Raw genomic sequence first — 19,913 nt, forward strand, 5'->3', positions numbered from 1 at the left:
CACAGGCCGTAAATACGCTCGTGCTGAAAAGTTAAGCGAGCAATATCATGAAAATCGAATCCACCCCTTACGCGGCGAACCTGGTTCGCCCCAATGCCACACCGGCAAAAACCACCGACAAACCGGAAAACCGTCAGGAATCCGTCAGCCTGAGTTCGCGTGAATCAGTGGCCGTCGGCTCGGCACCGGCGCCAACGAATAACGCAAAAATTGCCGAAATCAAGGAAGCCATCGCCCAAGGCCGCTTCAAGATCAATCCGGAAGCCATTGCTGACCGGTTGCTTGATACCGCCCGCGAAATGATCAGCAAGCACCGTCAGGCCTGATGCACCCGGCAAAATCGCTCCTGCTCAGGGAAACCGACCTGATCACCCGGTTTCTTGATCTGCTCAAGGAAGAGCAGAGCGTGTTGCTGTCCGCCGCTGCTGACGAGCTAGGCTCAATCGTAGCGCGCAAGCAACCGTTGATTGATGAACTGAATCGAATCGAAAATGAACGTACGGTGTTGATTGGCTGCGCCGCGGGCAAAACCTCTCGTACCGACATGCAACACTGGCTGGAACAACAACCTCAGCCGCACGCGACGGAACTTGCCGCACTCTGGCAAACCACGCTTCACATAGCACAGCAAGCCAAGGCACTGCATCTGGAAAACCAGGATCTGCTGAACAAACACCTGGCAAGGACGGAAGCAGCGCTCGACATCCTCATGCAACGTCAGCAAAGCACCGCCGTATATGGCAGCGACGGTCAGACCTCGTGCTTTTCCGGCAGCCGCATCGTTGACTCTGCCTAAGGCGCTCCCCCGGAGATCGCTTTTGCTCCCAACTCCATCGGTTCTTCCGGCCGCTCGGAATCGATCAGGATACTTACCCGGCGGTTGCGCGCCCGGCCTTCAGCCGTGATGTTCGTTTCCACCGGCCGCGTCTCACCGTAACCAATTGCTGTCAAACGCTCGGCGCCCACCCCACGCTCATTGAACAGCCGCAGCACCGTCGTGGCGCGTACTGCCGACAATTCCCAATTCGACGGAAACTGTACGGTCGCAATCGGTACGTTATCGGTATGGCCTTCGATGGTGATGGGAAAATCGGAATCTGCCAGCACCTCGGCTACGGCCCCCAGGGCCTGATTCGACTGAGTCTGCAAACGCGCCTGCCCCGGCGCGAACAACACGCTATCGTTGATTTCGATGGTCACCCCCCGACTGGTTTCAAGCAGGCGCACCTTGCCTTGCGCCACCAGGGGCTGCAGCGCGCGCATGATATCACTCGCGACATTGCGCATTTTTTCCCGTTGCACCCCGCGAGCAGCCTCTTTCGCCCTGTTTTCCGGCGCCGCATCCGCTTTCACGATTGGCTTGGGTAGCACAATGGGCGCTCCCTGCATGACAACGATCGGCTGCCCCCCATCTTGCGCCGTGGAATTCTTGAAGGCGTTGACCAAGGAATCGGAAAGCACCTTGTACTTGCCTTCATTGATTGATGACAAGGCATACATGACGACAAAAAAAGCAAACAGGAGGGTAATGAAATCGGCGTAGGAAACCAGCCAGCGCTCGTGGTTCTCGTGTTCTTCTTCCTGTTTCCTGCGCCGGCCCATCAGCGCAGATACCCTCGCAACCTGCTCTCGATGATGCGTGGGTTATCTCCGACAGCAATACCGACTAGTCCGTCGATCACCATTTCCCTGGCCGCAACCATGCGTGAGACATAGTATTTCAGCTTACCGGCAATGGGCAGATAGATCAGATTGGCCAGCCCCACCCCATAAATGGTGGCCACGAAGGCCACCGCAATCCCTGCCCCCAGCTTGCTCGGATCGGACAGGTTTTCCATCACGTGGATCAACCCCATCACCGCACCGAGAATGCCGATGGTCGGTGAATAACCACCCGCGGACTCCCATATCTTGGCGGCTTGCTTATGCGCCTCTTCAAAACAATCGACATCCACTTCCAGCAGCGATCGAATACGCTCCGGATCGGCCCCATCAACCAGCAACTGCAGACCTTTCCGGGTAAATGGATCCTTGATGGCGGGCACAAAATTCTCCAAGGCCAGCAACCCCTCACGGCGCGACAACTGACTCCACTGCATGACCTGATCGATGATGCGCTTCTGTTCGATCACAGGCGGCTTGAAGGCCCATGTCGCCATACTCACACCTTGTTTGAAGACCACAAAAGGAGTTTGCAGCAGAACCGCACCGAGGGTGCCGCCCACCACAATCAAAAATGCCGTCGGCTGCAGCAGGGAAGAAACATGCCCGCCTTCCAGCACCTGGCCGCCGAGAATTGCGACCAGGCCAATGACCAAGCCGGCAAAACTGAGCTTATCCAAGCGTCTTCTCCTTGTTCCGTTTCTTTGCCACTGACTGCACATCACCCAGCAGTTGAGCGCGCAAACGCGCCACTGCCTGACTGTGAATCTGACAGACGCGGGATTCTGACACCCCCATCACTTCGCCAATTTCGCGCAAATTGAGGTCCTGCTCGTAATAGAGCGCCATCATCAGTTGCTCACGCTCGGGCAGACGGCCAATGGCCCGCGCCAGATTTTCCCGCAGGTTCTTGTCCTCCAGGAGAGCGGACGGGTCACCTGAACGGTCGACCAGATGGCGTTCGAAGAAATCCTCACCGTCATCGCCACCAAAATCCTCGTAGTAAAGGATCTGGTGGCCGCGAGCATCCTGCAGCAGGCGCTGGTAATCGGCGAGTGGCATCGCCATGGCATCGGCCAGCTCCTGCTCCGAGGGCACGCGACCATGTTCGTGTTCGAGTCGGTTGAGCACATCCTCAACCCGCCGCATTTCGCGGCGCAAAGTCCGCGGCAACCAGTCATTGGCCCGCAAGCCATCCAGCATCGCCCCACGGATGCGTTGTGTCGCATAGGTTTCGAACTGGGCACCGAACCCTTCCTCAAAACGGTCCAGTGCATCCAGCAAGCCGAGCATGCCGTTCTGCACCAGATCATCGACCAGCACATTGGCGGGCAGACGCCCCATCAGGTGAAAGGCCACGCGCTTGACCAGCGGCGTGAAGCGCTGGACGAGTTCATCTCGGTTAGGTTGCCCGGCAGGGGTGTACATCAGGCTCGCAAAAGACTTGGTGTTAAACGTTGGCTCAAGTGTAACAGTTGCTGCATGAAATGCTGGACCCCGTCTCCACCGGGTGTCTGCTGCCAGTACTGAATATCTGCGGCGAGATCACGGAACGCCAGCGCGGCAGTCGAATCCGGCGCCTGCAACAGCACCGGACGCGCCATCTGGCCCGCCATCTTCAGTGCATCGTCGTAAGGAATGGCACCGGCGAAATCCAGGCTGGCCACCCCGCGCTGGCGAGCGACCTGCGCAATATTTTCATAGATGGAGCGTGCGTCTTCAGGCTGACGCACCTTGTTGACCAGTATCCGGAAGTGCCGGCGCGAATATAGCTGGCTGACTTTCTTGATCAGGGAATAGGCCTCGGTAATCGAGGCACTGCTGCCCGAGAGAACCACCACGGTTTCACGTGAGGCCAGGCCGAAGGGCGAAAAGCCGGTGGGATGGCTCATGCTGGCGTCAACCAGGATGACATCGACCGGACGCGCCTGATCGGACATCGCATCGAGCAAAATCTGTTGCTGCTTGAGTGACAGCCGCCCTAGTTTGTGCACTGCGCGCGCAGCCGGAAGAATGGACAGGCCTTGCATTGGTTTGAGCAACACCCGGGCCAGTGGCAGCTCGCGTTGCAGTACATGCAGGAGGTCGTAGCTTGCCTGGACACCAAGTGCGCTGGCCACATCATCACCAGGGCCGTGTTCGTCGATGATCAGCACTTCCCGCCCCAGACGCGCCAGCGCCACGCCCAGATTGGCAATGGCCGAACTGCGCCCGACACCTTCGCAGCCAGCGACGAAGGTGATCACCTGTAGCCCGCCCCCGCCCAGCATGCGGCGCAGACCCGCCGCCTGATCCACACGGAAATCAGCCACGGCGACCTCCTGCGGCAACCAGGCCGGCATTGGCCATCAGCAACCCGGGTTCGACACCGGTGAATTTGTGCGGCGAATTCTCCGGCACATCCTTGAACGCGCGGTGCAGAAGATAGCTGCGATTGGGCAGGTGCAGGTCTTCCGGCACCCGCTGGCCATTGGACACATAGAACAGCGGCAGGGCATGCCGCATGATGACATCGAGCGGCGTCGCCAGACTCGCTGCCTCGTCGATCTTGCTCAGGATGCACCCCGCCAGCAAGTCACCGGCGTAGGCACGCAGCACATCGTCCAGAGTGTCGCCGCGCGAAGTCGAGGCCAGCACCAGGAGGCGCTGCACATCGCAACCCGCCAGCATGTCGGTCATTTCCGGCACCAGTTTGTCTTTCTGGCTCATGCCCATGGTGTCGATCAACACCATATGCTTATGTTGCAACTCGTTCAAAGTCTGCCGCAACTCCAGCGCATCCTTCACCAGATACACCGGCACCCCCAGGATGCGGCCATAAATCTTCAGTTGCTCATGCGCACCAATACGATAGCCATCGGTCGTCACCAGCGCCACTTTGCTCGGCCCATGGCGCAGCACGCAGCGGGCAGCGAGTTTGGCGGTGGTCGTGGTCTTGCCTACGCCAGTCGGACCAACCAGCGCATAGACGCCGCCTCGATCAACAATGTCATTTTCAGCATGCATGGTCAGCAACACCCGATCCGCGACGCCCTTCACCCAGGCCAGCGCCTGGCCAACATCCATTTCCGGCGGCAGGTCCTGCAACAATTCCCGCGACAATTGCGGAGAAAAGCCTGCATCGAGCATCTGCCGCAGCACCTCGGTCTTTACCGGTTCGGAGCGCGCTGTCTCCCCCCAGGCAAAACCTGCCAGGTGCTGTTCGACGATACGCCGCAGCGAGCGGATTTCATCCATCACGGCTTGCGGCACGACCTCTGCCTCGTTCTTGCGTGGCGCTGCCGCTGGTCGGGCGGGCGCCGCCGGCGGATTCGGACGCGCCGTTTCCGGCTGCCGCAGGGCGCCTGTGCGTGGAATACTGGCGTTGACCGGTGCCGCCGGGCGGGCTGGCGGCGTTACCGCTGGCCGGCGGGCCGGGGCCGCCTGTTCCGCCTGCGCCTGGTACAGAGCTGCATGCATCGCCGGTTTGCTCGGCACCGCACCCGCCGCCCCGCTGACCCGTGCCCGCGCGGTACTCAGCAGCACCCGGTAATCTTCATCCGGCACCTGCGGTGCAGCCGCCGCATAGTCGTTACGCTCGTTGCGCACCGCCAGGGTGTCACCCACACCTCCATTGGGTACGATCATCGCCATGTCGCGTGCCGCTACTGCCATGATTTCCACCCCACCGGGCACACCCCGATTGGACAGGATGATGGCATCGTTGCCCAGACTTTCCTTCACTTTACGGAATGCGTCACGGGCATTGGCTGCGATAAATTTTCTGACGTTCATGCTTTACCTCCGATGATCGAGGTCACCTTGATGATGCGATTTTCTGGAATTTCGTTGTGCGCCAGCACCTTCAGTTGCGGAATGCTGCGTCGCAGGAAACGGGAGAGCAACAGGCGCAGGCTGCCGGGCACCAGGAGAACGGGAGGCAACCCCAGGCTTTCCTGCCGGCTGCTGGCAGTGGCTGCCTCGCGCACCAATGTATCCGCAAGCCCGGGCTCAAAACTGGTATTTTCCGAACCGCCGGCAACCGCTTGTGCCAGTAGACGCTCGAGGGTCGGGTCGAGCGACATGACTTGCATGTCACTGTTTCCGGGGAACAACTGCTGCGCGATAGCCCGCCCGAGCGCCAGACGCACCTGGCTGATGAGATCATCCGGGCTCTGCGTGCGCGGCGCATGATCGGCAACGGTTTCGATGATGGTGCGCATATCGCGGATGGCGACGCCTTCTTCCAGCAGGCCCTGCAGCACTTTCTGCAGCACCCCCAGCGGCAGGATTTTCGGCACCAGATCTTCGACCAGCTTGGGCATTTCCTTGGCCAGATGGTCAAGTAGCTGCTGCACTTCCTGGCGTCCGAGCAACTCGCCAGCGTGCGTCAGTATCAGGTGGTTCAGATGCGTTGCGACCACTGTCGACGCATCGACCACGGTGTAGCCAAACGCCTGCGCCTGATCACGCTGCGCAATGTCAATCCAGATTGCTGGCAAACCGAATGCCGGATCGGTGGTCGCCGTGCCATTCAGTGTTCCAGCCACCCTCCCCGGGTTGATCGCCAGGAAGTGGCCGGCGTAGGACTCACCTGTTCCCAGCTCAACTCCCTTGAGCAGAATCCGGTACGCATTGGGCTTCAATTCCAGGTTGTCACGAATGTGAACCGGAGAAACAAGAAAGCCCACTTCCTGGGCAAATTTCTTGCGAATGCCGCGAATGCGGCGCAACAACTCACCATCCTGCGTCTTGTCCACCAATGGAATGAGCCGGTACCCCACTTCCAGGCCCAGCACATCCAACGGCGCCACATCATTCCAGCTCGCATCCACCTGCTCCGGCGCCGGTGGCGGCGCCACCTGTACCGGTGTTTCAGTGAGTGCCTGTTGTTTCTGCGCCACCTTCCAGGCCATCCAGGCCAGGCCGCCCGCAATCAGCAGGAACACCAGGTTAGGCATACCCGGAATGATGCCGAGCAGGGCAATGATACCGGCAGTGATTGCCATGACCTTGCGGTCATTGAACATCTGGTCACTGAACTGCTCGCCCATTTCGCGCTCATCGCTGACACGCGTCACGACCAGACCCGCGGCGATGGAAATCACCAGACCTGGAATCTGCGCCACCAGACCATCACCGATTGCCAACAGCACATAGACCTGCGCGGCTTCGCCGACCGCCATGTCATGCTGAGCCACACCAATGACCAAGCCGCCAAAAATATTGATCAAGGTGATGATGATCCCGGCAATGGCATCACCCCGTACGAATTTCGAAGCACCGTCCATCGAACCGAAAAATTCGGATTCGCGCGCCACATCCTGACGCCGTTGTCGCGCCTCGTCCTCACCGATCAGACCGGCATTCAGGTCGGCGTCAATTGCCATCTGCTTGCCCGGCATGGCATCCAGAGTGAAACGGGCCGACACTTCGGCGACCCGTCCCGCACCCTTGGTAATCACCATGAAATTGATCACCACCAGGATCAGGAACACGATGATCCCGATGGCAAAACTGCCGCCCACCAGAAACTCGCCAAAGGCCTCGATCACCTTGCCCGCTGCATCAGGCCCGTTATGACCATGCATCAGCACCACCCGCGTCGAAGCCACGTTGAGTGCCAGACGCAGCAGCGTGGTGACCAGCAGCACGGTCGGAAACACCGAAAAATCCAGCGTTTTTTTGGTATCCACCGCCACCATCAACACCAGCACCGCAACCGCAATATTGAAGGTGAACAGGATGTCCAGCAGGAACGGCGGCAGCGGCAGCACCATCATGGCCAGGACCATGATGATCAGAATTGGCGCGGCCAACTGGCTGGCCCCGAGTCGGCCGACGATACCCTGAAGGTTCATGGATCCCGCCGCCATTTACGCACCCTCCGGCACCAGTTCCGGCGGCACGGGCAAATTGCGCGGCATGCTGGGATAGTCGCCCCCCTGCGCTCGCCAGTTTGCCAGCTGATAGACGTAGGCCAGGACCTCGGCCACAGCGTTGTACAGCGCCGCCGGAATTTCCTGATCAAGCTCGGCGTGCTTGTACAGAGCACGCGCCAGCGGCGGCGCCTCAAGCATCGGCACGGCATGCGCAGCACCCAGTTCACGAATTTTCAGCGCCACCTCGCCCACGCCTTTGGCCAGCACCTTGGGGGCTCCCATACCCGCCTTGTAAGCCAGCGCTACGGCATAGTGCGTCGGGTTGGTCACGATCACATCCGCTTGCGGTACCGCCTGCATCATGCGCTTGCGCGCAGCCTGCATCTGCAGGCTGCGAATCCGACCCTTGACGTGCGGGTCACCCATCATTTCCTTCATTTCCTGCTTGACTTCTTCCTTGCTCATTTTGAGCTGTTTGAAATGTTGCCAGAGCTGGAAGGGAACATCGGCGGCAACGACAAGGAACAAGGTCAGCACCAGCATCATGAAAGAAAAGAGGATCATCTGCCCGGCGTGCGCCAGCCCTTTTTCCAGAGGCTCGGCCAGCAGGCCAAAAATTTCGTCACGCTGATGGCTGATCAGCAGCACCGCCACACCGCCGACCAGAGTCGCCTTGAGCACGGCCTTGCCCAGCTCCATCAAGCTGTTCCACGAAAACATGCGGCCGATGCCGGCGATCGGATTCATCCGGTTCAATTCCGGCATCAGCTTCTTGGGCGCAAACACCCAGGCATTGAGGAAGAACGGCGGCAGCAACGATGCCACCACCAAGCCCACGAAGAGTGGCGCCAACACCAGCAGCGAGTCACCAAACAGGCTGGCAAAGCGCGTCACCATCAGATTTGGCTCGAGAAAATACTTCGGATCGACGATCAGGGACTGCCGCATCAACTCCAGAATCCGGGCCATGAACCAGCCCCCCATCATCCACAGCATGGCGGCAGCGGTAATCAGGATGACAAACGTCCCCAACTCACGAGACTGGGGAACCTGCCCCTTTTCCCGTGCCTGTTCGAGTCGCCTGCCTGTAGGCTCTTCGGTTTTTTCGAGGTCGCTGTCTTCTGCCATGGTGTTTTTCTATACCGGTGGCCGTATTATAGAAAAAAACCAAGAAAATTAAACAGGTAGCGTCACTTTTTTAGGCGGATTCTAGGTTGATGCACACTGCAGAAACAAGGTCAGGCACGACAAAGGAATGGGGGCTGACGCCCCCACCATGAATCAATAACCCGAAATTTTCAGTCAGACAGTTTTCGACTGCAGCCTCAGGCAAAATCGAAATGCCGGACGACCAAACCGGAATCTCCATGCTGGCCCATGTCGGAAAGCAATTCCTTCATGTCCAGGATGAGCACGATCTGACCATTGGAAAGGGTCGTCACCCCGGCCACGCCCTTCGGACGGAAATCTTCCAGGGATTTGATCACCGCATCGTCACGGCCGGCAAAACTGTCCACTCCGAGGATGAAACTGCGTTCTGCAGTCTGCATGAACACCCCGTATTCCGGCTTGCGGTTCTGTGGCCAGCCAAGCAGTTTGGCCAGGGAAATCACCGGCAGCACTTCACCCCGAACCACCAGGGTATGCCGACCACCAACCTCCTGAATCTTGTCCTGATCGATCGGCAGGATTTCACGCACCAGCGACAAGGGCAGGGCAAACGGCTGATCGCCAAGCAGCACCAGCAGTACCGGCAGAATCGCCAGGGTCAGCGGCAGCGAGATCAGGAACACAGACCCCTTGCCCGGCTCCGAGCGGATTTCGACAGAACCGTTGAGCTTCTGGATGTTGGTCTTGACCACATCCATGCCGACGCCGCGCCCGGATACATCGGAAATATCCGTTTTGGTCGAGAAACCCGGCAGCAGGATCAGGCTCAGACTTTGCCGCTCATCCAGCGTATTGGCTTCTTCCTCGCTGATCAGACCTTTCTCCACTGCCTTGGCGCGGATACGTTCGGCGCTCATTCCCTTGCCATCGTCAGCGATGATCAGGACGATGTGATCGCCCTCCTGCCGGGCCTCCAGGCGCACCAGACTCTTGGTCGGCTTACCCACCGCAGCGCGCTCCTCGGGCATTTCCACGCCGTGATCGACTGCGTTGCGAATCAAGTGAATCAATGGATCGGCCAGATCCTCGATCATCGTCTTATCGACTTCGGTTTCCTCACCAGCGAGCACCAGCTCGACATCCTTGCCCAACTGGCGGGCAAGGTCGCGAGCAATGCGCGGATATTTCTGGAACAGACGGCCAATCGGCTGCATGCGGGTCTTCATGACCGAGTTCTGCAGATCGGAGACCAGCAAGTCGAGCTGGCTGACGGCCTGATCCAGCGCGTGCAAGGTTTCCGAATCGTTCTTGCCGGCAATGATGTCCGCTCGCAAGCTGGTCAGGCGATTCTTGGTCAAGCCAATTTCACCGGACAGATTCAGTACTTGGTCAAGGCGCGAGGTATCAACCCGGATGGTGTTCTCACGGTTGCGATCTTCCACCCGGCGCGCCTGCGCTGCAGTCTTGTTCGCGGGCCGGTCACTGGTACGACGACCGAACGGCGAAGGCGGCGTTGCCGGAACCGGCGTCACACCTCCCACTGGCGCAGACGCCGGAGCCGGCGCGCTCTCCTTGACCACCAGCTCGGCCGGCACGACCTCACCATTGACCGCCGCCTGCAGTTGATTCCAGTCCGGCTCGCCGACATGCGCTGCCGCTACTGTTGCGGGCTCAGGCGCCGGCGCTGCTGCCACTACTTCACCGGACAGGGCGGCCTTCAGGGCATTGATGATGTGCGCATCGGCGGGCTGCGGTTGCACGCCCTGCCCCAATTCGCCAAACATGTCACGCACCCCGCGGGTGGCGTCCATGATGACATCCATCAATTCGGAAGTCAGTTCCAGCTCGCCATTGCGCAGGCGATCAAACAGATTCTCCGTCAGGTGGCACAGGGTCACCAGTTCGCTGGCGTTGAGAAAACCCGCGCCCCCCTTGACGGTGTGAAAACCGCGAAAAATGTCATTGAGCAACCCGGTGTCCTCGGGGGTTTTCTCCAACTCAACGAGTTTGTTGTCGACATCGGACAGCAGATCGTGGGCTTCCTGCAGAAAATCCTGCAGGAGGTCTTCCATTCCAGCAAAGTCACTCATTTTCTGCTCCTTATCAGAACCCCAGGCTATCCAGCAGATCGTCCACCTGCGCCTGGTTTACGACAACATCGGTGCGTCCATCAGCGTTCACCACAGGGCCATTCATCAGCGAAGTGACCTGCTCCGTCTTGCGCTCTTCCGGTACAACATCGAGCAGCAGGCCCATCAAACCGCTCTCAAGCTCCTGCGCCAGCGCGACGATTTTCTTGATCACCTGGCCGGTAAGGTCCTGAAAATCCTGCGCCATCATGATTTCAGTCAGCTGGGCATGGGTCGCGCTGGTTTTTGCCGGCAGATCCTGGCCGAGAAATTGCCGTGAATCAATGGCCAGCTGCCGAAATTCCGCCACCGGCAACTGGTTCGCAAACACCTTGTCCCAGCGCTCGGCAATTTGTCTGGCTTGCGCCTCGACCTGATCCACGAGCGGCAAGGCTATGTCTGTCGCATTGAGGACGCGACAGGCAGCCTGCTCCGTCAGGTTGGCCACATAGGCCAGGCGGTCCTGGGCATCCGGCAACGTCGACACCGTCTTTTCGATCAGCTTGTCGTAGCCAAGCTGCGACAAGGTGTCATGCAGCGACCGCGCCATATGGCCCACGCGCTTGAACACGTCCTCCTGCTGTGGCCAGGTTGCTTCCGCTGCGGCGACGGGGTCGTCAGCCGGCTGCGGCGCCTCGGCAGCAACACTGTCGAACAGCGCCTGCAATTCATCGCTGTCACCGATGCTGGGTATGCTGGCAGTCGGTGCAGGAGGTGCCGGCGCGGGCTCTGGCGGCACGTGGTAATCCGTAGCAATGGAATCAAACAGCGCTTCGAGATCGGCAGAATCGTTACTTGCTGACATGGCTGGTCCTCAGGCCTGTCCGTACTTTTCAAAAATCTTGCCCAGCTTCTCCGACAGGGTACCGGCGGTGAATGGCTTGACGATATAACCACTTGCACCGGCCTGCGCCGCTGCAATGATGTTTTCCTTCTTGGCCTCGGCCGTAATCATCAGCACCGGCAAATGTTTCAGTGCCGGCGTGGCGCGTATGGTCTGCAGCAGGGTCAGACCATCCATGTTGGGCATGTTCCAGTCCGTCACCACAAATTCAAAACCACCGCCTTGCAGTTTCTGCAGGGCAATAGCGCCATCTTCAGCTTCATCGACGTTGGTAAAGCCAAGTTCCTTCAGCAAATTGCGCACAATTCGGCGCATGGTGGAAAAATCATCCACCACCAGAAATCTGGTTTTGGGATCGGCAGCCATTCAGCTCTCCAGAGAATCAGTTTTATCGTTCAATCAGCGGCCGCAGCGTGTCCGCCAGGGCTTCCGCGTCGAATTTTGCCACGTAGGCATCAACCCCGACCGCTTTCCCCATCGCCCGGTTGGCTTCCGAAGAAAGCGAAGAGTGCATCACCACGGGCACCCCTTCAAATCGCGGGTCCGCCTTGATGTTCTTGGTCAGGACATAGCCATCCATCTCCGGCATTTCTGCGTCGACCAGAATGAGGCGGATTTCGTCGCGCAAATTACCCTTGATCTGCTGGGTATGCGCAGCGATGCCCTGCAGTCGGGTCCAGGCCTCCATGCCATTGGTCGCATGTTTGTGCCGCACCCCGAGCTTGTCCAGGACTTCGGCAATTTTGCGCCGGGCAACGACGGAATCATCGACAAAAAACACATTGGTATCTTCATCCACCTGCGCTGGCGGAATATCGACAATCATCGCCTCGCCGAAGGCATTGGCCAGGATCTGCTCGACATCAAGGATCGACACCAAACCACCGTTCTCAAGCTCAATCACCGCAGTGATCAGCCCCTGATTGGCAGTCAGCACACTTTCCGGCGCCTTCACCCGATCCCAGTCCACGCGGATGATGCGGTCCACCTCATGCACCAGAAAACCCAGGGTACGTTTGGAGTACTCCGCCACCATCATGGACTTCCCCAAACCCGCCGGCACATCGTCGAGTTGCAGGAAGGAAGCCAACGACAGGACCGGTATCACATTACCGCGCAGGGAAATCAGGCCTTCGACACCGCGCGGCATGTTGGGCGTTCTGGTGATGTGCGGGGTGCGCCCGACTTCGCGCACCTTGAAAACGTTGATGCCAAAAACTTCCCGTGTTCCCAGATTGAACAGGAGAATTTCCATCTTGTTGGACCCTGCCAGGCGCGTACGGGCATCCACACTGTCCAGCAAATTCTTGTTTTCGACCAGATTCATTAGATTCTCCCCGCTTAGCCGCCAACCGCCGCGTCCTGGTCAACGCCCAAGCGTCGCATCAAGGTTTCCGACAAGCGCTGCGGTTCGAATTTGGGCACATATTCATCCACCCCGACCGATTGCCCCAGCTTCTGGTTCGACATTCCGGACAAAGAGGAATGCATGATCACCGGAATATTGGAGAAACGCGGATCGGATTTGATCTTTTTGGTCAGGATGTAGCCATCCATTTCCGGCATTTCAATATCTGTCAGGATCAAATTGATGAAATCGGATGGTGCCCGGTTCTGGGTTTTGGCATAAGCCGCCACTTTTTCCATTTCATCCCACAACTGCCGCCCATTCACCGCAGACATCCCCTTGACCCCCATGGTTTCAAGGGTACGCTCGATCTGCTTGCGGGCCACACTGGAATCATCACAGTAAAAGACCGTCATGTCCGGACGATCAATCTGGACCACGCTACGGAACATGATTTCGTTGTCGATGCTGGTGGTTTCCGCGAGTACCTTCTCAACGTCCATCATCATCACCAGACGGTTATCCTCCAGCTCGGTCACCGCAGTCACCAAACCGCCCGTCTGCGCCATCAGCATTTCCGGGGGAACACGCATCTTGCTCCAGTCCAGGCGCAGGATCGTATCCACCCCTTCGACCAGAAAACCCTGCGTATGACCGTTATATTCCGTAACGATCATGATTTCACGCGGCGTTTCGGCTGCAATTCCCGTGTACTTCGCCAGATCGATCACCGGCACCAGCGCCCCACGCAGACTCACCATTCCCTCAACCGAAGGCGGCATTTCCGGAGCAGCGGTAATCTGCGGCGTACGCATCACCTCGCGCACTTTGAAGACATTGATGCCGTAGGTTTCACGGCGCCCAGTCCGTTGATCCACGCCGAGGAAAAACAGCAGGATTTCCAGCTTGTTGGTCCCTGCCAGCTTGGTTCGCGCATCAATATTTTTTAAAAGTTCTGACATTTCCAATTCCTCGCCACCCGCCTGATCTGACGGCGAAACGCCGCTCCAGAAGCTGGATTGGCGGCAAAATTACCACGTAACGCGCAATCGCCCAAACCCGAATTCCGAAAAATATCAGACAATCCGGAAAAGACGATTGAAATTCGCAATATCGAAGACTTGTCGAACATTGCCCCGTGCTCCGCTCAGGGTGATTTCCTTCCCCGCTGCAAGCAACTTCTCGCGCAGCATGAGCAACACGCTCAGTGCTGAACTGTCGAGATAATCCACATTGAGGAAATTGATTTCCACCCCAAGGATATCCGCTTGCACAGGCAAATCGTCGCACGCTTCATGAAAAACGGATAGTGTATTGAAATCGAAGCGCCCAGCCAGGTGCAGGGTAGTCGTCGTTTTATCTCGCTCAAGCCTGATTTGCATTGCGCCACCACCTCATTCCAGACATCCTCCGGTGCAGTTTAAACTTTAGTTTCATAAAGAAGAAACAGATTTCAGCTCACGCTGGCGGCCAGCACACGGCGGGCGATATCATCGAGAGAAGCCTGCTCTTCCACCGCACCGATCAGAAAAGCTTCGCGCGGCATGCCATAAACCACACAGCTTGCCTCATCCTGACCAAAAGTGCGCGCCCCCGCCTGACGCATGCGCAACATGCCGCGGGCACCGTCTTTTCCCATTCCGGTCAGGATAACCCCTACGGCTTGCCGTCCCAGTACCTCTGCCGCAGAATCGAACAGGACATCGACCGACGGCCGATGCCGGTTCACCGGCTCGCTGCGCAGCAGTTCAGTCTGCAAGCCCGAGCCGGTCCGCTTGATCCGCAAATGCGAATGCCCTGGCGCAATATATACCGTTCCGGCCTCGATCCGCTCGCCATTCCCCGCCTCCACCACGCGGGGCAAACACAAGCCATCCAGACGTTTGGCAAATGAACCCGTGAAGCTTTCCGGCATGTGTTGCACGATCAGGATGGGAGGACAGTTGGCCGGCATGCTCTGGAGAAAATCCTTGATCGCCTCGGTACCTCCGGTAGAAGCGCCCAGGCAAATCGTCTTGCCAACGCTGGTCGCGCCCGTCATCGGCATCGCTCGCCCCATCGCTGGCTGATGCACGGCAGGTGCCAGTGAGCGCGTGCGAATGCGAGCCCACCTGCTGGTGCGAATTTTTTCTGCCAATTCTTCTGCATAGGACTCCATTGTATGTTCAGCATCCGAGCGCGGTTTACCGATGAAATCTACGGCACCCAACTCCAGTGCCTTGAGCGTGACTTCGGATGCACCCTCGGTATAAGACGACACCATCACGACCGGCATCGGGCGCAAGCGCATCAGCCGTTCGAGAAACTCCAGGCCATCCATGCCAGGCATGTGCACATCCAGCGTCAACACATCAGGATTGAGCTGTTTGATCGCTTCGCGGGCACTGGGCGCATCCGGCGCCTCACCAACCACTTCCATATCGGGAAAACTGTTGATCATGGTCGCCAGCACGCTTCGCATCAGCGGCGAATCATCTACGACCAGCACACGAATTTTGGAAAAAGCCATGGAATCTGAACGTCCTTAATCAGATGAACAATTCGACATCGCCCGCCACCGGCGCCTGCGACAGACGTGCCTTGTAGTCGCGTTCGCGGCTGAACAGGGTTTCGTTATGCACACGATGCAGTTTCTTGACCAGCACCCGCCCTGTTTGCGGAAAGTAGTACACCTTGCGTGGATAAGAATCGAGCAGATCCTTCGCCACCACAGGAATTTTTTCCGTCTTGAGATAGTTGAGCACGAATTCGGCATTACGCTGCCCGACGTTGCTGCTCGTCAAGCTGGCCATCACCGCGCCGCCACCAAATACCTTGGCCTCCAGGCGATTGCGGCGGGCACCCAGTTTCATCAGGTGGTTGATCAGGACTTCCATCGCGAACGAGCCATAGCGCGCCGAGGCCGCCACGGTTTCACGTCCCCCATCGTCGGGCAGCATGAAGTGATTCATGCCGCCAATACCGGCTTTGACATCACGCACACAGGCGGCCACACACGAGCCCAAAACGGTGACGAGCAGCATGCCCGCGTCGGACACGTAATACTCGCCCGGCAGTATCTTGGCCGCTTCCGCACCAAAATGCCGGTCGAAATAGCGGTTCGCCGCCAGATGTTCATCGTAGGCGTGTTGCACTGGCGTCCTTCTCCGGCTGAGTTGCCAGAACGTAAACCGTCTTCCCCTGCGAGCGGAAGAGGTTGGCCGCGTGCAAGAAACTTTCCGAATGACCGGCAAACAGCAACCCATCAGGTTGCAGCATCGGCGCAAAGCGGGAAAGAATCTTGTACTGCGTCGGCTTGTCGAAATAAATCATGACGTTACGGCAAAACATCACATCCACCGGCGTCGGCACTGCGTAGCTATTGTCAAGCAGGTTGATCTGGCGAAACTCCACCAGACGCTTGACCTCCGGCCGCACGGCAGCAAACCCCTCCTGCGATCCCGTGCCGCGCAGGAAAAACCGGCGCAGGCGCTCAGGCGACAGACGCTCCAGTCGCTCCATGCCATAGACCCCTTTACGCGCCGTCACCAGCACGTTGGTGTCCAGGTCGGTCGCAAGAATGCTGACGTTGTTCACCTCCGTGCCGAAGGTTTCTATCACGGTCATCGCAATCGAATACGGCTCTTCGCCCGTAGACGCAGCCGAGCACCAGATGCGGATCGGTCGCTGGCTGCCGAGTTTGCGCAAATGCTCGGCCAGAATCGGAAAATGGTGCGGCTCGCGAAAGAAGGAGGTCAGATTGGTGGTCAGGGAGTTGACGAATTTTTCCCACTCATCCCCACTCCCCGGCGTCAGCAGATCCAGATACTCACTGAAGTTGGTCTTGCCCAATGCCCGCAGGCGGCGCGCCAGACGCGAATAGACCATGTCCTTCTTGACGGGCGACAGCGAAATCCCCGCGTATTGGTGAATCAGCTTGCGCACGCGTTCGAAATCCGCAGTGGAAAACACGAACTCACGCGCCGCGCCCTCACGCAGGGGCAGAATACGCCCCAGATCGCCCTGCAATCTCGCTGTCGACGCCCTGGCTGGTGTATCCGCCAGCGAGGTACGCGGCACAACCGGAGCGCGCCCGGGAAACGGAGGTTTTGGGGGCAGCGCCACTCAGAACTCCTCCCATTCGTCGTCCAGCCGGGCGGGCAAACGCGCCTTTTTCTGCATATCGATAGGCTCCTTCGGCCGCTTTTTTTGCGGCGCCGCCAACGCTGGCGGACGTTTCCTGCCAACGGAAAGCTGCGGTGCCCGGGCGGGCAAACGGAAAACTGCTGCCGCACCATGCATGGAAATCGCCTGTTCTTTCAAACTCTCCGCAGCAGCAGCGGCCTGCTCGACCAGCGCAGCATTCTGTTGTGTCGCCTTGTCCATCTGCATCACGGCCTCACTGACCTGCTCGATGCCCATGCTCTGCTCGCGACTGGCAACGGCAATGTCATTGACGATCGCCGCAACGCGGCCAATGCTCTGTGAGATTTCCTCCATTGTCACCCCGGCCTGTCCGACCAGCTTGCTACCGGCATCGACCCGCGCCACCGAATCAGAAATCAGGTTCTTGATTTCCTTGGCCGCAGTCGCGCTACGCTGCGCCAGGCTGCGCACTTCGCTCGCAACCACAGCAAAACCACGCCCCTGCTCGCCGGCTCGCGCCGCTTCAACCGCCGCATTCAGCGCCAGAATATTGGTCTGAAACGCGATGCCGTCGATCACCCCAATAATGTCGGCGATCCGTGCGCTGGCCTGCTGAATGGATTCCATAGTGGCCACCACCCGACCCACCACCTCGCTCCCGGTCACCACGACAGATTGGGCATTGGCACCAAGCTGGCTGGCCTGGCGGGCATTTTCCGCATTCTGCTTCACGGTCGCGGCGAGCTCTTCCATGCTCGACGCAGTTTCTTCCAGGCTGCTCGCCTGCTCCTCGGTGCGTGCTGACAAATCCTGGTTACCCAGCGCGATCTCTTTGGAAGCAACGGTGATCATCTCTGCCGCCCCCTGGATTTCTCCGACCAGTTCGCGCAAACGATTGAGCGTCTGATTGGCATCATTACGCAATTGGCCAAACAGCCCCTTGAATTCGCCATCAACTGTCTGCAACAAATCACCCGCTGCGATTCGCGACAGCAGTTCGGCAATCTGCCTGATAGCCGAGGCCGTGGTCTCGAGCAGGGTATTGATACCCACCCCCAGTTCGGCATAAAAACCTTCCATGGCCGAAGGGTCGAGCCGTGCGTCGAGATCCCCGGCAGCGGCCCGCTGGATCAGCTTCGCCATTTCCCGCTGCGCCAGCACTTCCGCTGTCCGGTCCACCCACTCACCCACGGTGCCCAGGCGCTCACCCCGTTCATTGATGATGGGGTTGGTGACGACATTGAAGATACGTCCGCCAATTTCCATCTCGATGGTACGCAACCCGGACAATTCACGTAAACCACGCAAGGCAGATTGTGGATCAGCATAAAAATTACCGATATTGCTGCCCACGAAATGGTCAACCGAGAAACCGGGCTGCTGTTCGCGCAAATTCGGTTCGATCCGCCGCAACAGATCGAGTAGTCCTTTGTTGGCGTAAAGCACGGTGCCATTCATGTCGGCAATGCGCAAATTGGCATTGACGCAGTCGAATGCGATACGTACCCGCAGATTGTCGTTGGCTACGCGATGCACTTCCGCCAGATTGAAGCTCTGGTGCATCTGCATGGTCTGCAACCCCTGCAGCACTCTACCCATTTCGTCGTTGCGCGAGACATCGGCATTGCGGCTGAAATCGCCGTTGGCCAGCGCCCGGAATACCGCGAGTATTTCAGCAATCGGCCGCCCGATCGCCGCCATGATCGCTGCGGCAATCCCGATCCCCATGCCCAGCGCAATCGCGAGAATCGCCAGTCCCCACAGCAGGTTATCGTGATAGATCGCATCGCCCTGGTCAGCCAGCTTTTGCGCTGTCTCTGCCTGCGCCCGGGTCAACATTTCGACGCTCCCGACCGCTTCCAGATAGGCGGGGTTAACCTGCTCCAGCAAGATCCGGTTGGCTTCTGCATATTCGCCGGCCTGCAAGGCAGCTTTGGCAGGCAACAAACCGTTGCTGACATAATTCAGGCGGGCTGCAGCGAAACTATCCGCCAACTCTCGTTCTGCCGATGTATCGATCCGCTCGGCGAACAGTTCCCACTGGCGGGAAATTTCCGCAATATTGCTGTCCAGCTGGCGCAGATGAAAATTCAGTTCGTGATCGTGCGCAGCGTAGTAATCGCCGGCCGGATCATGCTGCAGCGACAACAGGATCTGGGCCCGGTTTTCCGCCATCAGACGACTGACGACAGCCAGGGATTGCGCCGGCTTGACGCTGTTTTCGTTGAGCGCCACGGCACTTTCGTGCACGCGGTGAATCCCCCACAAGCCCAGAGACGCCACCAGCACCATCCCCAGCAGCAGGACGGAAAATCCAGTACGGACCTTGTGCCGCAAGGACCAGCCTGCGAACCAGCCCGGCCCTCCCTCGACCGCCGCCCCGTGCCGGATACGCAGACGTCCGGCACGACCTTCGCGGATGCGCTGGTAAGCACTGTCGGCAGCCATGATCTGTTCCCGGCTGGCCTGTCGGCGCACCGACATGTAACCGGTCACCTTGCCGTTCTCATAGAGCGGCGCAACCGCAGCAGTCACCCAGTAAAACCCACCATCCTTGCGCCTGTTTTTTACCAGCCCAACCCAGGGGCGCCGTGCCTGCAGGTCCCGCCACAGATCGGCAAACGCCTCGCTGGGCATGTCCGGATGACGGATCAGGTTGTGCGGCTGACCAATCAATTCCTCTTCGCCGTAGCCGCTGATTTCGACAAAGTCGCGGTTAACGTAGGTGATGATGCCCTTGAGATCGGTTTTCGAAACGATCAGATGCTCACTCGTCAGCAGCACTTCATTATCGTTGACCGGCTGGTTGTTACGCATACGGTAGTCCTTGTCGT

General features: G+C 58.6%; 19 protein-coding genes. 2 read left to right on the forward strand and 17 right to left on the reverse strand.

Translation table 11 applies throughout. From position 1 onward, the window contains the following. Nucleotides 1-47: 47 nt before the first annotated feature. Together flgM and JYJ39_RS03140 are read left to right on the forward strand one after the other, a co-directional pair. Nucleotides 48-326, forward strand: a complete 279-nt coding sequence (gene flgM, locus JYJ39_RS03135) for a flagellar biosynthesis anti-sigma factor FlgM (RefSeq protein WP_205202003.1) — start codon at nucleotides 48-50, stop codon at nucleotides 324-326. Beyond that, nucleotides 326-796, forward strand: a complete 471-nt coding sequence (locus JYJ39_RS03140) for a flagella synthesis protein FlgN (protein WP_205202005.1) — start codon at nucleotides 326-328, stop codon at nucleotides 794-796. The genes flgM and JYJ39_RS03140 overlap by 1 nt, the downstream gene beginning before the upstream one ends. On the opposite strand, the gene motD is transcribed toward JYJ39_RS03140, so the two are convergent. The 17 genes from motD to JYJ39_RS03225 all read right to left on the reverse strand — a co-directional run bounded on the left by motD (nucleotide 793) and on the right by JYJ39_RS03225 (nucleotide 19,896). Next, nucleotides 793-1,602 carry a flagellar motor protein MotD gene (gene motD, locus JYJ39_RS03145; protein ID WP_205202007.1) on the reverse strand — a complete coding sequence of 270 codons (810 nt, stop codon included), beginning with the start codon at nucleotides 1,600-1,602 and terminating at the stop codon, nucleotides 793-795. The two genes, JYJ39_RS03140 and motD, sit on opposite strands and share 4 nt — an antisense overlap. Then, the gene (locus JYJ39_RS03150) at nucleotides 1,602-2,342 is read right to left on the reverse strand and encodes a flagellar motor protein (protein ID WP_205202009.1); all 741 of its coding nucleotides are present in this window, start codon (nucleotides 2,340-2,342) and stop codon (nucleotides 1,602-1,604) included. Before JYJ39_RS03150 ends, motD begins: the two co-directional genes overlap by 1 nt. Next, a complete protein-coding gene (locus tag JYJ39_RS03155) occupies nucleotides 2,335-3,090 on the reverse strand; it encodes an RNA polymerase sigma factor FliA (protein ID WP_205202010.1) in 756 nt (251 codons plus the stop codon). The genes JYJ39_RS03150 and JYJ39_RS03155 overlap by 8 nt, the downstream gene beginning before the upstream one ends. Continuing rightward, nucleotides 3,090-3,974 carry a MinD/ParA family ATP-binding protein gene (locus JYJ39_RS03160; protein WP_205202011.1) on the reverse strand — a complete coding sequence of 295 codons (885 nt, stop codon included), beginning with the start codon at nucleotides 3,972-3,974 and terminating at the stop codon, nucleotides 3,090-3,092. The genes JYJ39_RS03155 and JYJ39_RS03160 overlap by 1 nt, the downstream gene beginning before the upstream one ends. After that, complete coding sequence (flhF, locus tag JYJ39_RS03165; protein WP_205202012.1) at nucleotides 3,967-5,436, reverse strand: flagellar biosynthesis protein FlhF; 1,470 nt, start codon at nucleotides 5,434-5,436, stop codon at nucleotides 3,967-3,969. Before flhF ends, JYJ39_RS03160 begins: the two co-directional genes overlap by 8 nt. Continuing rightward, nucleotides 5,433-7,517, reverse strand: coding sequence for a flagellar biosynthesis protein FlhA (flhA, locus tag JYJ39_RS03170; RefSeq protein WP_205202013.1), 2,085 nt, complete (start codon nucleotides 7,515-7,517; stop codon nucleotides 5,433-5,435). The genes flhF and flhA overlap by 4 nt, the downstream gene beginning before the upstream one ends. Continuing rightward, nucleotides 7,518-8,651 (reverse strand): flagellar biosynthesis protein FlhB, encoded by a 1,134-nt coding sequence (gene flhB / locus JYJ39_RS03175; protein ID WP_205202014.1) that lies wholly within the window; start codon nucleotides 8,649-8,651, stop codon nucleotides 7,518-7,520. 197 nt (nucleotides 8,652-8,848) lie between these two features. Beyond that, entirely contained in the window at nucleotides 8,849-10,723 is a 1,875-nt protein-coding gene (locus JYJ39_RS03180; protein ID WP_205202015.1) for a chemotaxis protein CheA, read from the reverse strand. A gap of 13 nt (nucleotides 10,724-10,736) precedes the next feature. Continuing rightward, a complete protein-coding gene (cheZ, locus tag JYJ39_RS03185; RefSeq protein ID WP_205202016.1) occupies nucleotides 10,737-11,567 on the reverse strand; it encodes a protein phosphatase CheZ in 831 nt (276 codons plus the stop codon). A 9-nt stretch (nucleotides 11,568-11,576) separates the two neighbouring features. Then, on the reverse strand, nucleotides 11,577-11,972 hold the full coding sequence (gene cheY / locus JYJ39_RS03190) for a chemotaxis response regulator CheY (protein WP_205202018.1): 396 nt from the start codon (nucleotides 11,970-11,972) through the stop codon (nucleotides 11,577-11,579). Between the two features lie 22 nt (nucleotides 11,973-11,994). Continuing rightward, nucleotides 11,995-12,933 carry a chemotaxis protein gene (locus tag JYJ39_RS03195; protein ID WP_205202019.1) on the reverse strand — a complete coding sequence of 313 codons (939 nt, stop codon included), beginning with the start codon at nucleotides 12,931-12,933 and terminating at the stop codon, nucleotides 11,995-11,997. Between the two features lie 14 nt (nucleotides 12,934-12,947). Further along, nucleotides 12,948-13,916, reverse strand: a complete 969-nt coding sequence (locus tag JYJ39_RS03200; RefSeq protein ID WP_205202020.1) for a chemotaxis protein — start codon at nucleotides 13,914-13,916, stop codon at nucleotides 12,948-12,950. Nucleotides 13,917-14,030: 114 nt separating this feature from the next. Next, nucleotides 14,031-14,336: an STAS domain-containing protein gene (locus JYJ39_RS03205; protein ID WP_205202021.1), complete on the reverse strand. Its 306-nt coding sequence runs from the start codon at nucleotides 14,334-14,336 to the stop codon at nucleotides 14,031-14,033. A gap of 71 nt (nucleotides 14,337-14,407) precedes the next feature. Next, entirely contained in the window at nucleotides 14,408-15,463 is a 1,056-nt protein-coding gene (locus JYJ39_RS03210; protein WP_205202022.1) for a protein-glutamate methylesterase/protein-glutamine glutaminase, read from the reverse strand. Between the two features lie 19 nt (nucleotides 15,464-15,482). Beyond that, on the reverse strand, nucleotides 15,483-16,088 hold the full coding sequence (gene cheD / locus JYJ39_RS03215) for a chemoreceptor glutamine deamidase CheD (protein ID WP_205202203.1): 606 nt from the start codon (nucleotides 16,086-16,088) through the stop codon (nucleotides 15,483-15,485). Then, nucleotides 16,069-16,962: a CheR family methyltransferase gene (locus JYJ39_RS03220; RefSeq protein ID WP_205202188.1), complete on the reverse strand. Its 894-nt coding sequence runs from the start codon at nucleotides 16,960-16,962 to the stop codon at nucleotides 16,069-16,071. The genes cheD and JYJ39_RS03220 overlap by 20 nt, the downstream gene beginning before the upstream one ends. A gap of 96 nt (nucleotides 16,963-17,058) precedes the next feature. Further along, entirely contained in the window at nucleotides 17,059-19,896 is a 2,838-nt protein-coding gene (locus tag JYJ39_RS03225) for a methyl-accepting chemotaxis protein (RefSeq protein ID WP_205202023.1), read from the reverse strand. Between the last annotated feature and the right edge of the window lie 17 nt (nucleotides 19,897-19,913).

Source organism: Azonexus hydrophilus (assembly GCF_905120355.1).
Lineage (GTDB): Bacteria > Pseudomonadota > Gammaproteobacteria > Burkholderiales > Rhodocyclaceae > Azonexus.

Bases quoted from the DNA above. Each gene is read 5' to 3' on its own strand.
- JYJ39_RS03225 (WP_205202023.1), bottom strand. From the start codon at position 19,896: ATGCGTAACAACCAGCCGGTCAACGATAATGAAGTGCTGCTGACGAGT.
- JYJ39_RS03140 (WP_205202005.1), top strand. From the start codon at position 326: ATGCACCCGGCAAAATCGCTCCTGCTCAGGGAAACCGACCTGATCACC.
- JYJ39_RS03210 (WP_205202022.1), bottom strand. From the start codon at position 15,463: ATGGCTTTTTCCAAAATTCGTGTGCTGGTCGTAGATGATTCGCCGCTG.
- JYJ39_RS03180 (WP_205202015.1), bottom strand. From the start codon at position 10,723: ATGAGTGACTTTGCTGGAATGGAAGACCTCCTGCAGGATTTTCTGCAG.
- JYJ39_RS03205 (WP_205202021.1), bottom strand. From the start codon at position 14,336: ATGCAAATCAGGCTTGAGCGAGATAAAACGACGACTACCCTGCACCTG.
- flhF (WP_205202012.1), bottom strand. From the start codon at position 5,436: ATGAACGTCAGAAAATTTATCGCAGCCAATGCCCGTGACGCATTCCGT.
- flhA (WP_205202013.1), bottom strand. From the start codon at position 7,517: ATGGCGGCGGGATCCATGAACCTTCAGGGTATCGTCGGCCGACTCGGG.
- cheY (WP_205202018.1), bottom strand. From the start codon at position 11,972: ATGGCTGCCGATCCCAAAACCAGATTTCTGGTGGTGGATGATTTTTCC.
- cheZ (WP_205202016.1), bottom strand. From the start codon at position 11,567: ATGTCAGCAAGTAACGATTCTGCCGATCTCGAAGCGCTGTTTGATTCC.
- JYJ39_RS03155 (WP_205202010.1), bottom strand. From the start codon at position 3,090: ATGTACACCCCTGCCGGGCAACCTAACCGAGATGAACTCGTCCAGCGC.
- flhB (WP_205202014.1), bottom strand. From the start codon at position 8,651: ATGGCAGAAGACAGCGACCTCGAAAAAACCGAAGAGCCTACAGGCAGG.
- JYJ39_RS03200 (WP_205202020.1), bottom strand. From the start codon at position 13,916: ATGTCAGAACTTTTAAAAAATATTGATGCGCGAACCAAGCTGGCAGGG.
- motD (WP_205202007.1), bottom strand. From the start codon at position 1,602: ATGGGCCGGCGCAGGAAACAGGAAGAAGAACACGAGAACCACGAGCGC.
- JYJ39_RS03195 (WP_205202019.1), bottom strand. From the start codon at position 12,933: ATGAATCTGGTCGAAAACAAGAATTTGCTGGACAGTGTGGATGCCCGT.
- flgM (WP_205202003.1), top strand. From the start codon at position 48: ATGAAAATCGAATCCACCCCTTACGCGGCGAACCTGGTTCGCCCCAAT.